The 13740-nt window shown below is 64.8% G+C and carries 11 protein-coding genes; 4 read left to right on the top strand and 7 right to left on the bottom strand.

Going from position 1 to position 13740, the window contains the following annotated elements; all coding sequences use genetic code 11:
- Positions 1-9 precede the first annotated feature (9 nt).
- From BVH03_RS07305 to mreB, 6 genes are all read right to left on the bottom strand, one after another.
- On the bottom strand, positions 10-3837 hold the full coding sequence (locus BVH03_RS07305; protein ID WP_075960550.1) for a YhdP family protein: 3828 nt from the start codon (positions 3835-3837) through the stop codon (positions 10-12).
- A gap of 31 nt (positions 3838-3868) precedes the next feature.
- Complete coding sequence (gene rng / locus BVH03_RS07300; RefSeq protein ID WP_075960549.1) at positions 3869-5326, bottom strand: ribonuclease G; 1458 nt, start codon at positions 5324-5326, stop codon at positions 3869-3871.
- A gap of 82 nt (positions 5327-5408) precedes the next feature.
- Positions 5409-6005 carry a nucleoside triphosphate pyrophosphatase gene (locus BVH03_RS07295; protein WP_075960548.1) on the bottom strand — a complete coding sequence of 199 codons (597 nt, stop codon included), beginning with the start codon at positions 6003-6005 and terminating at the stop codon, positions 5409-5411.
- Between the two features lie 34 nt (positions 6006-6039).
- Positions 6040-6528 carry a rod shape-determining protein MreD gene (gene mreD / locus BVH03_RS07290; RefSeq protein ID WP_075960547.1) on the bottom strand — a complete coding sequence of 163 codons (489 nt, stop codon included), beginning with the start codon at positions 6526-6528 and terminating at the stop codon, positions 6040-6042.
- Positions 6525-7517 carry a rod shape-determining protein MreC gene (mreC, locus tag BVH03_RS07285; protein WP_075960546.1) on the bottom strand — a complete coding sequence of 331 codons (993 nt, stop codon included), beginning with the start codon at positions 7515-7517 and terminating at the stop codon, positions 6525-6527. Before mreC ends, mreD begins: the two co-directional genes overlap by 4 nt.
- Before the next feature lie 81 nt (positions 7518-7598).
- Positions 7599-8636, bottom strand: coding sequence for a rod shape-determining protein MreB (mreB, locus tag BVH03_RS07280; protein WP_070884352.1), 1038 nt, complete (start codon positions 8634-8636; stop codon positions 7599-7601).
- Between the two features lie 329 nt (positions 8637-8965).
- Between mreB and gatC the strand changes: the two genes are divergently transcribed.
- The 4 genes from gatC (at position 8966) to BVH03_RS07260 (ending at position 12624) form a co-directional block, all read left to right on the top strand.
- Positions 8966-9253 carry an Asp-tRNA(Asn)/Glu-tRNA(Gln) amidotransferase subunit GatC gene (gatC, locus tag BVH03_RS07275; RefSeq protein WP_075960545.1) on the top strand — a complete coding sequence of 96 codons (288 nt, stop codon included), beginning with the start codon at positions 8966-8968 and terminating at the stop codon, positions 9251-9253.
- Between the two features lie 15 nt (positions 9254-9268).
- The gene (gene gatA / locus BVH03_RS07270) at positions 9269-10720 is read left to right on the top strand and encodes an Asp-tRNA(Asn)/Glu-tRNA(Gln) amidotransferase subunit GatA (RefSeq protein ID WP_075960544.1); all 1452 of its coding nucleotides are present in this window, start codon (positions 9269-9271) and stop codon (positions 10718-10720) included.
- Positions 10721-10731: 11 nt separating this feature from the next.
- Positions 10732-12180 carry an Asp-tRNA(Asn)/Glu-tRNA(Gln) amidotransferase subunit GatB gene (gene gatB / locus BVH03_RS07265; RefSeq protein WP_075960543.1) on the top strand — a complete coding sequence of 483 codons (1449 nt, stop codon included), beginning with the start codon at positions 10732-10734 and terminating at the stop codon, positions 12178-12180.
- Between the two features lie 66 nt (positions 12181-12246).
- Positions 12247-12624 carry a septal ring lytic transglycosylase RlpA family protein gene (locus BVH03_RS07260; protein ID WP_075960542.1) on the top strand — a complete coding sequence of 126 codons (378 nt, stop codon included), beginning with the start codon at positions 12247-12249 and terminating at the stop codon, positions 12622-12624.
- A gap of 221 nt (positions 12625-12845) precedes the next feature.
- Here the strand turns inward: BVH03_RS07260 and BVH03_RS07255 are convergent, their stop codons facing one another.
- Positions 12846-13706, bottom strand: coding sequence for a LysR family transcriptional regulator (locus BVH03_RS07255; protein ID WP_075960541.1), 861 nt, complete (start codon positions 13704-13706; stop codon positions 12846-12848).
- Between the last annotated feature and the right edge of the window lie 34 nt (positions 13707-13740).

The raw sequence follows: 13740 nt of genomic DNA, 5'->3' as shown, positions 1-13740 counted from the left end.
CCCTCCGGCTCAGTTGGGCTTCTCGAACGGCTTGTCGAATTTCAGCTCCGGGTCGTGCAACGTGCCCTTGACGTCGTATTGCACGCTGGCGAAGCGCGCCACGCGGTCACCGAGCAGCTGGTCGGCGATGAACAGCGCGCCGCCGATGGCAGGAGCGCCGACGATCAACGCGGCGATCGGCAGGTTGTTGGTGACCGGCAGGGTGACCAGCAGCTTGGCATCGATCCTCTGGTCGACCATGTTCAAGGTACCGTTGAGTTCCAGGTTGCTCGACGGCCCCGTCATGGTAATCGGCTCCTGGGTGACGAATACGCCGTCGGTGGCCTGCAGGTTGCCTTTCACCCGGTCGTAGCTCAAGCCCTTGTCGAGCAGGTCGGAAAAATCGAGACGCAGGCGACGGCCGATGGAATTGAAGTTGAGCAGGCCGAACACCCGCAATGCCGAGGCCGAGCCCTGCACCTCGACGAACTGGCCCCTGCGCAGCGCCGCATCGAGGCTGCCTGAATAGCGCTTGAGGTTGAACCAGGCGGGCGAGCCTGGCCAATGACCATCGGCATCCAGACGGAAGCTCTCACTGGTCGCCGACGGCGCGTAGCCCCAGGCCTTGAGCACTTCGGACAATTTCTCGCCCTGCATACGCCCCTTGTACCAGCTGCGCGTCTGCCCCGGCATACCCTGCCAGCCGATCGCGCCGCCCAGCTTGAGGCCCTTGAGGTTGATATCCAGGTCACTGAACTGCACGCCTTGGGCGTCCGGGCGGGCGTTGAGCGACCAGGTACCCATGTCGTCATCGCCCTGGAATACGTGGGCGATGCGCAGGTTCAGCGCCGGGATCTGCCGCGGGTCGAAGTCGGCCAGCGGATCAGGTGCTTCCGGCTCCGGCGCGCCCTCGGTCTTTGGCTTGACAGCCGGCAGGCGCACGTACTCCATGTCGGCGACGATGGGCTTGTCGGCAGCCTCGAACAGATCGATGCGGCCCTTGGCCAGCGTGCTGTCCAGGCTCAGCGACCAGCCGCCATCGAGCGGACGCAAACTGACATCGAGATCATCGAGCTGCTGACCGAGCCCCTCGAAACGCCCGATGCGCAGCGCGGCATCGCTGAACAGTTGCTGGGCATTCTGCCGTGACGACTGCTGGTAGGGCTCGATCGCCTTCTGCCACTCGGCCAGCTTGACCTGGGCGACACGGCCCCGCACGCGCACGCCACGGGTGGTCGGCAGAATCGCCGGGCCGTCACCGAGGCGCAGCTCGCCACGGCTCTGGTCGAACTTGCCCGGCGGCGCGGCGAGGGCGAAGCTGGCGACATCGGCGTAGTCGAGCCAGTAGCGCTGCTCGGCACCACCGAAGCTCATGCGCCAATCCGCGTAACGCTCTTCGTTGCTGGCCTTGCCGAAGGGTGCCGGCAGCGCAATGCTCAGGCCCTTGAGATTGGAGTCGACGCGCAACTGGCTCTGCGCCCCCTCCAGGCTCAACCGCAGTCGGTACGGCAGGCTGCCTTCGGCAGGCAGCTTCTGCGTGACGCCCAGCCATTGCGTCAGGTTGTTCAAGGCCACCACGCCATTGGCTTCGATATGGCTGCGCGCCTGACCTGGCCGGCCATCGGCCACCGCCTTGCCACGAATGGCATGACCAAGCGCCCGCGCGGTTATCGACGGCGCGCTCAGGCCCTTGCTCGTGTCGTAGCGGAAATCGCCGGTCACGTCGGTCAGTTGCAGCTCGGGCTTGCTGATCGCCAGCGAGGCCTTGTCGGCGCGGAAGTCGACGATCACGTTGGCCAGCTCGCCTTGCTGCAACGGGATATCCAGATCCAGCGCGCCACTCAACGCGCCCTTGCCCTTCCAGCCGGCGAAGGTATCGGCGAGGCCCAGCGGGGTTTCCTGAAGGATCTTCAGACCGTCGTCAACGCTGCTCTGCAGCTTGCCCTTGAGTTTCAGGTGTGGGGGCTGGCCCGCATCGACATGGGGAATGTCGGCGAACGCTTCTCGCACACGGCTGTTCAGGATGCTGCCCTCGGAAACCCGCACGCGCACGCCGCTGTCTTCGATCAGCACCTGCCCGCTGGCATCGCGCAGCGTGGGCCAACCAGGCTGGAAGGCCAGCTCGGCGTCCTCCACGTCGAAGAACAGGCTGATGCTGCGTACCGCAGGATCGGGATTGTGGTTGATCGAACCCTGGTACTGGAAGTAGCCCTCGTTGACCTTGCCGCTGCGGATGGCAGTCTTCAGCCACTCATCGAGGGCTGGGCTGAGTACCGGAGTCGGCAGGTATTTCTCGGTGAAGCGGGCATCGCCGTCGCGCATACCGACACGCAGGTCCATGTAGTCCTCGCGCTCGGGGTCCTTGAGCATGCGGATCAGGAAGTCACCTGCCACCTTACCCTCTTCGCCCACCACCTGCAGATAAGGCGCGCGCAGGGTGAAGCCCTCGTCATCAAGGGTCCAGGTCAGCCGGCCCTTGGCCTCTTGGTAGACCCAGGCCTTCGGGAACAGGGTGGTCAGGTGCAGGGAGAAATCTTCGCTGTCGACCTTCAGCTCGCCGCCGCCGAGGTCGCCAGTGATGCTGCCACTGCCGTTCTCCACGGCAGGCGAGGCATGCCAGGCGGAAAAGCCGACGCGTTCCAGGTTGGCGGAGAACTGCAGGCGCTCCGGGCCCGCCGCGTCCGGCTGGAAGCTGGCGTTGAGGTTACGCAAGCCGCCATGGGGTTTGAGGGTCTGCAACAGATCCAGAGCGGTGTCCGGCAAAGGCGCCAAGCTCTCGACCAACGGCACCAGCGGGCCGACATCGAGGCGGTCGGCGCTCAGCTTCCATCGCTGCAACTGGTCGTCCGTGGCAGCCTGATGGCCCAAGGCGATGCGCGCTTCGCCCCAACGGTTGTCGCCACGGCTGAAGGCGAAATCATCGAGCAGCAGGTCGAAGTCATCGCCCTCGCGCTCGAAATAGGCATTCAGGGCCAGATCCTCGAGGGCGACGGACTTGCGCTCGCCGTAATGCCCCTTGATGGCTGGCGCATGCAGGCGAGTGACCGCGCGCTGCAACTGACGCTGGTCCCACACGCCCCACAGCTCTCCACCCAGTTGCAGGTTGTCGAGGTGCCAATCGCGCGTCAGCCTGGCCGGCAACCAGGCGGCCCAGTCACTCTGCGGCGCGCTCAGGTACAGCTCGGCGCGGGCGTCCTGCCAGTGCTCGGGCTGGATGCGCGTGCGCAGTTGCAGGGCCAGGGGTTGGCCGTCCGGCAGGTGCAGGCGCGCGTTCACGCGCTGACGGCTGCTGCCGTTATCGACGCTGAGGTTGATGTCGGTGAGTTGCAGCGGCTCCTGCCCGAGCGGCTGGACGCTCACCCGGCTGCCGAGCAGGGAAAGATGGCCGAGGACCTGGGACTGGCGCAGCGCCTTGGCAACATCCAGCGGCGGCTGATTCTGCCGTTGCGGCAGGCCGTCCACATGCCAGGCGCCCTGCTCGTCCTCGCGCAGGGTCAGGCTGAGGCCATCGAGTTGCAGGTCGGCGAGGCGCGGTTGCCAGGCCATCAGGCTGCCAAGCAGATCGGGCACCACCTTCACCTGTTCGAGGGCCAGTGCCTGCTCGCCCTCGCCAATGCGCAGATCGCGCACGGTCAGCAGCGGCGCGAAACCGCTCCAGTGGCCTTCCAGCGCACCGATGGCGACCGGCATGCCCAGAGCCTCGCTGGCGCGGGTTTGCGCCTCCTCACGGTATTCGGCCACCAGGGGCACCAACTGGCGCCCGAGGCTCACATAAAAGGCGGCCAGCACCAGGCCCAGCGCACACAGCCCCAGGCTCCAGCGTAACAGCGTGGCGAACGCCAGCCCCAAACGCGCCATTCAGTTCATGCCCCGGTCCGGCCGGGCGCCTTCAAAGCAGCACCACATCGTATTGTTCCTGGGAGTACATGGTTTCGACCTGGAACTTGATGGTTCGTCCTATGAATGCTTCGAGGTCGGCGACGTTGCCCGATTCCTCGTCGAGCAGGCGGTCGACCACCTTCTGGTTGGCCAGCACGCGGTAGCCCTCGGGCTGGTAGGCACGGGCTTCACGAAGAATCTCGCGGAAGATCTCGTAGCAGGTGGTTTCAGCGGTTTTCAGCTTGCCGCGACCCTGGCAGTGGCTGCATGGCTCGCACAGCACCTGTTCGAGGCTTTCACGGGTGCGCTTGCGGGTCATCTGTACCAGGCCGAGTTCGGTGATGCCGATGATGTTGGTCTTGGCGTGATCGCGCTCCAGCTGCTTTTCCAGGGTACGCAACACCTGGCGCTGGTGCTCCTCGTCTTCCATGTCGATGAAGTCGATGATGATGATCCCGCCGAGGTTGCGCAGGCGCAGTTGCCGGGCAATCGCGGTGGCCGCTTCGAGGTTGGTCTTGAAGATGGTTTCCTCGAGCGTGCGGTGGCCGACGAAGGCGCCGGTGTTGACGTCGATGGTGGTCATCGCCTCGGCCGGATCGATGATCAGGTAGCCGCCGGACTTGAGCGGCACCTTGCGCTCCAGAGCCTTCTGGATCTCGTCCTCGATACCATGCAGGTCGAAGATCGGCCGCTCGCCCGGGTAGTGTTCCAGACGATCGGCGATCTCCGGCATCAGTTCGGCGACGAAGCTGGTGATCTTGCCGAAGGTCTCCCGCGAGTCGACGCGGATCTTCTCGGAGCGCGGGCCGACCAGGTCGCGCAGGGTGCGCAGGGCCAGGCTCAGGTCTTCGTAGATCACCGAGGGCGTCGGTGCGTTCTTCATCTGTTCGCCGATCTGCGTCCACAAGCGGCGCAGGTAGCGGATGTCGACGAGGATTTCGTCGGCGCGCGCGCCATCGGCCGCGGTGCGCAGGATGAAACCACCGGCCTCGGCAATGCCTTCGGCGGCCACGCAATCGGCGACCACCTGCTTGAGGCGCTCGCGCTCGGCTTCGTCTTCGATCTTCAGGGAAATGCCGACATGACTGGTGCGCGGCATGTACACCAGGTAACGCGACGGAATCGACAACTGGGTGGTCAGGCGCGCGCCCTTGCTACCGATCGGGTCCTTGGTGACCTGCACGATCAGGCTCTGGCCTTCGTGCACCAGGGCGCTGATGCTCTCCACGGCGCTGCCTTCGCGGCTGGAGATTTCCGAAGCGTGGATGAACGCCGCACGCTCCAGGCCGATGTCGACGAACGCCGCCTGCATGCCGGGCAGCACGCGCACCACCTTGCCTTTATAGATGTTGCCGACGATGCCGCGGCGCTGGGTGCGCTCGACGTGCACCTCCTGCAGGACACCGTTTTCCACCACCGCCACGCGCGATTCCATCGGCGTGATGTTGATCAGGATTTCTTCACTCATGCGCCCATCTCTTGGCTGAGATGAAGCTGAAAGCAGCGCCGGGCCCATCGCGCCCGAACCATCGCGGCCTGCAACCTCTGGGTTATGCGCTGGCAGTCTGTTGCCAGCACGGAATCGCGAATTGCGCGAGCAGTTCGGCAGTCTCGCACAACGGCAGGCCGACCACCGCTGAATAACTGCCCTGCATCTGGCTGACGAACACCGCAGCCAGCCCCTGAATACCATAACTGCCGGCCTTGTCGCGCGGCTCGCCAGTGGCCCAATAGGCTTCGATCTGTGTCCGGTCGAGCGGTTTGAAGCGCACCGTACTGGCCACCACGCGGGCCTCGGCGCGGGTCTGGCTGACCAGGGCGACGGCAGTCAGCACCTGATGTTCGCGGCCGGACAGCGCCGTCAGAGTGGCCAGTGCATCCTCACGGTCGACGGGCTTGCCGAGAATCCGACCATCGAGCACCACGGCGGTGTCTGAACCGAGCACCACGGCGCCCTGGCGCTCTGCCAGGGTATCGAAGGCCGCCTGCGCCTTGGCCAGCGCCAGGCGCTCGACGTAGGCGGCAGGCGCCTCGGCGGGCTGCGGGGTTTCATCGATGGGCACCACATGGGTGGTGAAAGGGACGCCGATCTGCGCGAGCAGCTCGCGACGGCGCGGCGACGCGGAGGCCAGGTAGAGCGTGGTCATGCACAGGTCTCGCAATCAGGCGCCGCAGCGCGGTTCAGTTGACTCGCATGCGCCGGTGCACCGCGCGCAGCAGGGTACACACCCAGGGCCAGAGCAGCGCGCTGACCAGAGCCGGCAGCACGAAGGCCAGGGTCGGCGGGCGGTTGCCGGTTAGGGCATTGAGCCACAGCTGTACCAACTGGGCGACGCCGAACACCACCAGCAGCACCATGCTCTGCTGCCACATGGGAAACATGCGCAAACGCTGGTGCAGGCTCAGCACCAGGAAGGTGATGAGGGTGAGGATCAGCGCGTTCTGCCCCAGCAGCGTGCCGTTGAGCACGTCCGCCAGCAGGCCGATGCAGAAGGCACTGGTCATGCCAATGCGGTGCGGCACGGCCAGCACCCAGTAGGTGAGAAACAGCGCCAGCCACAGTGGCCGACCGATTTCCATGAAACGCGGCAGCGTGGACACACTGAGCAGCAGCGCCAGCACCAGGCTGGCCCAGATCACCCAGAGATTGCTGGAACGGGTGGCGATCATTCGCGGGCCTCCTCAGCGCCGGCAGGTTCTGCCGGTGCAGTTTCAGGTGCCGGCGCCTCGACTAGCGGCGCATCCTCGACCGGCGCTTCGGCATCGGGATGTTCGAGGGCGCGACGATCGACCTCCTCCTGGGCCTCGGCCGACTCGGCAGCGCGCTGCTCCGGCGTACGCGGGTCGGTGAACACCAGCAGCATGTAGCGGGTGCGGTTGAGATTGGCGGTCGGCACCGCACGCACGATGGCGAACGGCTGGCCGGAGTCGTGCACCACCTCGGTCACCGTGGCCACCGGATAACCGGCCGGAAAGCGCTGGCCAAGGCCGGAACTGACCAGCAGGTCGCCTTCCTTGATGTCGGCGGTGTCGGCCACATGGCGCAGTTCCAGGCGCTCGGGGTTGCCGGTGCCGGTGGCGATGGCGCGCAGGCCGTTGCGGTTGACCTGTACGGGAATGCTGTGGGTGGTATCGGTAAGCAGCAGCACACGGGAGGTGTACGGCATCACTTCGACCACCTGGCCCATCAGACCGCGGGCATCGAGCACCGGCTGGCCGAGCACCACGCCGTCCTTCTCGCCCTTGTCGATGAGAATGCGGTGGGTGAAAGGGTTGGGGTCGATACCGATCAGCTCGGTGGCCAACACCTCGTCGTCGACCAGGGCCGAGGAGTTGAGCAGCTCGCGCAGCCGCACGTTCTGCTCGGTCAGCGCGGCCAGCTTCTGCAGGCGGCGCTGCATCATCAGCTGTTCGGCCTTGAGCTTCTCGTTCTCGGCGGCAAGCTCGTTGCGCGAGCTGAGTTCCTGGGTGGCGCTTTCCCACAGGGTGACCGGCAGGCGGCCGAGCCAGTAGACGGGCTCGACGATCAGGCCGAGCTGGCTACGAACCGATTGCAGGACGGTAAGACGGGCGTCGACGACCATCAGGGTGGCCGACAGCACGGCGAACACCAGCAGGCGTACACCGAGCGACGGACCTTTGGCGAATAGCGGCTTTATGGCAATTACCTCGTAGCCTGCCCGGAAGCTGCATGCGGCGCGATGGTAGCTTCCGAGCTGCTGCAGCGTGAGGAGTGCGGCTTATTCGGTGGACAGCAGATCCATGGTGTGGCGATCCATCATTTCCAGCGCCTTGCCGCCGCCACGGGCGACGCAGGTCAGCGGATCCTCGGCGACGATCACCGGCAGGCCGGTTTCCTGGCTCAGCAGCTTGTCGAGGTCACGCAGCAGCGCGCCACCACCGGTCAGCACCAGGCCGCGCTCGGCGATGTCCGAAGCCAGCTCCGGCGGCGATTGCTCCAGGGCGCTCTTGACCGCCTGGACGATGGTCGCCAGGGATTCCTGCAGCGCCTCGAGCACTTCGTTGGAGTTGAGGGTGAAGCTGCGCGGTACGCCTTCGGCCAGGTTGCGGCCACGCACGTCGACTTCGCGGATTTCGCCACCTGGGTAGGCGGTACCGATTTCCTGCTTGATGCGCTCGGCGGTGGACTCGCCGATCAGCGAGCCATAGTTGCGGCGCACGTAGGTGATGATGGCTTCGTCGAAACGGTCGCCACCAACCCGCACGGATTCGGCATAAACCACGCCGTTCAGGGAGATCAGCGCGATTTCGGTGGTACCACCGCCGATATCGACGACCATCGAACCACGGGCTTCTTCGACCGGCAGGCCGGCACCGATGGCAGCGGCCATCGGCTCTTCGATCAGGAACACTTCGCGGGCACCAGCGCCCAGGGCGGATTCACGGATGGCGCGGCGCTCTACCTGGGTCGACTTGCACGGCACGCAGATCAGCACGCGCGGCGACGGCTGCAGAAAGCTGTTTTCGTGAACCTTGTTGATGAAGTATTGCAGCATCTTTTCGCAGACGCTGAAGTCGGCGATCACGCCGTCCTTCATCGGGCGAATGGCGGCGATATTGCCAGGAGTACGACCGAGCATGCGCTTGGCGTCGGTACCGACGGCGACGACGCTCTTCTGATTGCCATGGGTACGAATGGCGACGACCGACGGCTCGTTCAGGACGATGCCGCGCTCGCGTACATAAATAAGGGTATTGGCAGTGCCCAGGTCAATCGACAGATCGCTGGAAAACATGCCACGCAGTTTTTTGAACATGGGATAGGGACCCTAGGCAACGCGTGGTAAAGATCGGCGCAAGAAAACACGCAGGTAAAAAAGTGCGGCAAACTCTAACAACGGCAGGGATTTTGAGCAAGGCACCAATATGTTAGATTGCCTGTTTTTCCGCGGCCTTGAGGCATCTTTCACACCGGTGGCGACAGCACTGAAAAAGCTGTCATGCGCTACCGGTAAACGCCCCAAGCCGCACGTCGCCGCCTTAGACCGCCAGCCAAACGCATCCGTTCCCTGCCACCTGTGCATGGGTACCTGCCGATACACGTGCTGGCGACCGCCTGGCGGCCAGTTTTCAAAGGGAGAACCCGATGGCGCTTGAACGCTCCGAGGTGGAAAAGATCGCACACCTGGCCCGCCTGGGCTTGAGCGACAGCGAACTGCCACAGACCACCGCAACCCTCAACAGCATTCTGGGCCTGATCGACAACATGCAGGCGGTCGACACCACCGGCATCGAGCCGCTGGCCCATCCGCTGGAAACCACCCAGCGCCTGCGTGCCGACGCCGTTACCGAAGCGAACCAGCGCGAGGCCTACCAGGCCATCGCCCCGGCCGTGGAAAGCGGCCTGTACCTGGTTCCCAAAGTCATCGAGTAAGGAAAGCCTTCCGCCATGCATCAATTGACCCTGGCCGAGATCGCCCGCGCACTCGCCGACAAGCAATTCTCCTCCGCCGAGCTGACCGGGAGCCTGCTGAGCCGCGTCGAGCAGCTCGACCCGCAGCTCAACAGCTTCATCACCGTCACCGCCGAGCAGGCCCTCGAGCAGGCCAAGGCTGCCGACGCCCGCCGCGCCGCCGGTGAAAACGGCCCGCTGCTCGGCGCGCCGATCGCCCACAAGGACCTGTTCTGCACCAGGGGCGTGCTGACCAGCTGCGGCTCGAAGATCCTCACCGGCTTCAAGGCGCCCTACGACGCCACCGTGGTCGACAAGCTCAAGGCTGCCGGCACCGTCAGCCTCGGCAAGCTGAACATGGACGAGTTCGCCATGGGCTCGGCCAACGAATCCAGCCACTACGGCCCGGTCAAGAACCCCTGGGATACCAGTCGGGTACCCGGTGGTTCCTCCGGCGGCTCCGCGGCTGCCGTGGCGGCACGGCTGATTCCGGCGGCTACCGGCACCGACACCGGCGGCTCGATTCGCCAGCCGGCCGCGCTGACCAACCTCACCGGCATCAAACCAACCTATGGCCGCGTGTCACGCTGGGGCATGATCGCCTACGCCTCCAGCCTCGACCAGGGCGGCCCACTGGCCCGCTCCGCCGAGGATTGCGCCCTGCTGCTCGGCGCCATGGCCGGTTTCGACCCGAAGGATTCGACCAGCGTCGATCAGCCGGTCGATGACTACCTGGCTGCCCTCGCCCAGCCGCTCGCCGGCCTGCGCATCGGCCTGCCCAAGGAATACTTCGGTGCCGGCCTGGACGCGCGCATCGGCGAGAAAGTCATGGCCGTGGTCGAGGCGCTGAAAAAGCTCGGTGCCACCGTCAAGGACGTCAGCCTGCCGAACATGCAGCACGCCATCCCGGCCTACTACGTGATCGCCCCGGCCGAGGCCAGCTCCAACCTGTCGCGTTTCGACGGCGTGCGTTTCGGCTACCGCTGCGAGAACCCAAAGGACCTGCAAGATCTCTACAAGCGCTCCCGTGGCGAAGGCTTCGGCGAGGAAGTGAAGCGCCGCATCATGGTCGGCACCTATGCGCTGTCCGCTGGCTACTACGACGCTTACTACATCAAGGCCCAGCAGATCCGCCGGCTGATCAAGAACGACTTCGTCGCGGCCTTCAAGGACGTCGACGTGATCCTCGGCCCGACCACGCCGAACCTGGCCTGGAAGCTCGGCGAGAAGAACGCCGATCCGGTCTCCGCCTACCTGGAAGACATCTACACCATCACCGCCAACCTGGCCGGCATCCCCGGCCTGTCGATGCCGGCCGGTTTCGTCGATGGCCTGCCGGTGGGCGTGCAGTTGCTTGGCAACTACTTCCAGGAAGGCCGTCTGCTCAACGTCGCGCACCAGTACCAGCAGGTCAGCGACTGGCACAAACAAGCACCGAGCGGATTCTGAGGAACACTTTTATGCAATGGGAAACCGTCATCGGGCTCGAGATCCACGCTCAGCTCAGCACCCAATCGAAGATCTTCTCGGCCAGCGCCACCACCTTTGGTGCCGAGCCCAACACCCAGGCCAGCCTGGTCGACCTCGGCATGCCCGGCACCCTGCCGGTGCTCAATGCCGAGGCCGTGCGCATGGCCTGCCAGTTCGGCCTGGCCATCGACGCCGAGATCGCCGAGCGTAACGTCTTCGCGCGCAAGAACTACTTCTACCCGGACCTGCCGAAGGGCTACCAGACCAGCCAGATGGATCACCCCATCGTCGGCAAGGGCTTGCTCGACATCACCCTGGAAGACGGCACCGTCAAACGCATCGGCATCACCCGCGCGCACCTCGAAGAAGACGCCGGCAAGAGCCTGCACGAAGACTTCCAGGGCATGAGCGGCATCGACCTGAACCGTGCCGGTACACCGCTGCTGGAAATTGTTTCCGAGCCAGACATCCGCTCGGCCAAGGAGGCGGTGGCCTATGTGAAGGCCATCCACGCACTGGTGCGCTACCTGGGCATCTGCGACGGCAACATGGCCGAAGGGTCGCTGCGTTGCGATTGCAACGTGTCGGTACGCCCAAAGGGCCAGGCCGAGTTCGGCACCCGCGCCGAGATCAAGAACGTCAACTCGTTCCGCTTCATCGAGAAAGCCATCAACCACGAAGTGCAGCGCCAGATCGAGCTGATCGAGGACGGCGGCAAGGTGGTGCAGGAAACCCGCCTGTACGATCCCAACAAGGATCAGACGCGCTCCATGCGCAGCAAGGAAGAAGCCAACGACTACCGTTACTTCCCCTGCCCCGACCTGCTGCCGGTGGTGATCGAGCAGAGCTTCCTCGATGACCTGCGCGGCAAGCTGCCCGAGCTGCCGCCGCAGAAGCGCGAGCGTTTCGAGAGCCAGTTCGGCCTGTCCACCTACGACGCCAGCGTTCTTAGCGCCAGCCGTGAGCTGGCCGACTACTTCGAAGCCGTCGAGAAAACCTGCGGCGACGCCAAGCTGGCCGCCAACTGGGTGATGGGCGAGCTGTCCAGCCTGCTCAACAAGGAAGGCCTGGAGATCGAGCAGTCGCCGGTGTCCGCCGAGCAACTGGGCGGCATGATCCTGCGCATCAAGGACAACACCATCAGTGGCAAGATCGCCAAGATGGTCTTCGAGGCCCTGGCTGCCGGTGAAGGCGCCACGGCTGATGAAGTGATCGAGAAGAAGGGCCTCAAGCAGGTCACCGATTCCGGCGCCATCGAGGCGATGCTCGACGAAGTGCTGGCGGCCAACGCCGAACAGGTCGAACAGTACCGCGCCTCGGACTCCGCCAAACGCGGCAAGATGTTCGGTTTCTTCGTCGGCCAGGCCATGAAAGCCTCCAAGGGCAAGGCCAACCCGGGGCAAGTGAACGAACTGCTGAAGAAAAAGCTCGAAGGCTGAGCGATTTGAAAACGCCGGGATTGCCCGGCGTTTTCATGTCTGACGTACAGGAAGTGGAGAAGAGCAATGCGTCGACAATCGATTCTGCTGATAGTGTTCAGCCTGCTGCTCGCCGGCTGCAGCAGCACACCGTACAGCGGCGTGCCCAGCGACTACCGGGCCGAAGGCAAGGCCTCGTATTACGGCAGAGCCCATCACGGTAACCGCACCGCCAGCGGTGAGCGCTTCGACCAGAACGCACTGACCGCCGCCCATCGCGCCCTGCCCTTCGGCACGCAGGTGAAAGTCACTAACCTCAACAACAACCGCAGCGTGGTGGTGCGCATCAACGACCGCGGCCCGTTCGCCCGCGGGCGGATCATCGACGTGTCGCGCAAGGCGGCCGAGGCGCTGGACATGATCCGCTCGGGCGTGGCGCCGGTGCGTGTGGAAGGCCTGAAGTAAGATAGAGGGGCTGTTCACGATCTTTCGGGCGACATGGAGAGACTGTTACAAGGCAGAAGCGGACATCAGCGCAGTATCTGTGGGAGCGGGCGGGGACGCCTAGTCCATGCCCGCGATTTTTCGCGCGCATGGCGCGCTCCCACAGTGGATCGGGGAACGGCCGCTCCCACCACTTAGCAGGCAAAGCGCCGAATTCGAGACAAACGATCGTGAGCAGACGCTTACAACGCCGGATCCCAGCGCTGCGACCAGTCGGTGTCCTGCGCGGCGATCTCGCGCAGTAGTTCGAAGCTCTGCTGCAGGGCCGCCGAGTCCCGTTCACGGGAATACACCAGATAGGTCGGGTAGCTGAATTCCGGCGCCCTGGGCACTCGTTCGAGCACTTTCCTGTCCAGGTAACTCTGCACCACCCGCGTGCGGAAATAACCGGAGCCGCCGTGCTCCAGAATGTACTGCAGCGCCAATGGCCCGAGGTTGAAGGACACCGGCGCCCGCGCTTTGTCCGGCAGTGCTCTGTCGTGCTGGGCGCGGAAGCTGTCGCTCCAGTCGACGAACACGTAGGGCTCCGGGTTCGCCGCGCGAACCAGAATCAGCTTTTCCTCGAGCACCTGCTCGACCTGCACACCGGCCCAGTAGGTGGGCTGGTAGACCAGCGCCGCGTCCATCACGCCCATCTCCACCTGACGCAACAGGCTGGCGCATTCTGCCACCTGGGCGCGCACCGCATAGCCGTCGATGCCCTGACGGATGGCGCTGACCCAGCGCAGCATCAGCGGGTTGCAGAGGCTCACTTCGCCGCCGATATGCAGTACGTTGTGATAGCCGTCCGGCAACGGCAGGTCGCGCTGCGCGGCCTCCCAGGTCTGCTGGATCTGGTTGGCGTAGGTCACGAACGCCTCGCCGTCAGGGGTCAGCCGCGCGCCGGCGCGATTGCGTACGAACAGCGTGCTGCCCAGATGGCTTTCCAGCTTCTGGATGCGCGCGGTGATCGCTGTCTGGGTCACGTGCATGCGCTCCGCGGCGGCGATGAAACTGCCGCTGCGGACGATTTCCAGAAAGGTGCGGGTAAGGTCGATATCCATGGTCGCTGAGCCAGCCCGACGGGTGCTGGCGATT

The sequence above is a fragment of the Pseudomonas sp. PA15(2017) genome, assembly GCF_001945395.1.
GTDB lineage: Bacteria > Pseudomonadota > Gammaproteobacteria > Pseudomonadales > Pseudomonadaceae > Aquipseudomonas.
The sequence above is the reverse complement of the archived record's forward strand: the minus strand, read 5'-3'. Positions and strand labels throughout refer to the sequence as shown.

Excerpts from the sequence above, each read along its gene's own strand:
- BVH03_RS07305 (WP_075960550.1), bottom strand. The coding sequence starts at position 3,837 with ATGGCGCGTTTGGGGCTGGCGTTCGCCACGCTGTTACGCTGGAGCCTG.
- rng (WP_075960549.1), bottom strand. The coding sequence starts at position 5,326 with ATGAGTGAAGAAATCCTGATCAACATCACGCCGATGGAATCGCGCGTG.
- BVH03_RS07295 (WP_075960548.1), bottom strand. The coding sequence starts at position 6,005 with ATGACCACGCTCTACCTGGCCTCCGCGTCGCCGCGCCGTCGCGAGCTG.
- mreD (WP_075960547.1), bottom strand. The coding sequence starts at position 6,528 with ATGATCGCCACCCGTTCCAGCAATCTCTGGGTGATCTGGGCCAGCCTG.
- mreB (WP_070884352.1), bottom strand. The coding sequence starts at position 8,636 with ATGTTCAAAAAACTGCGTGGCATGTTTTCCAGCGATCTGTCGATTGAC.
- gatC (WP_075960545.1), top strand. The coding sequence starts at position 8,966 with ATGGCGCTTGAACGCTCCGAGGTGGAAAAGATCGCACACCTGGCCCGC.
- gatA (WP_075960544.1), top strand. The coding sequence starts at position 9,269 with ATGCATCAATTGACCCTGGCCGAGATCGCCCGCGCACTCGCCGACAAG.
- gatB (WP_075960543.1), top strand. The coding sequence starts at position 10,732 with ATGCAATGGGAAACCGTCATCGGGCTCGAGATCCACGCTCAGCTCAGC.
- BVH03_RS07260 (WP_075960542.1), top strand. The coding sequence starts at position 12,247 with ATGCGTCGACAATCGATTCTGCTGATAGTGTTCAGCCTGCTGCTCGCC.
- BVH03_RS07255 (WP_075960541.1), bottom strand. The coding sequence starts at position 13,706 with ATGGATATCGACCTTACCCGCACCTTTCTGGAAATCGTCCGCAGCGGC.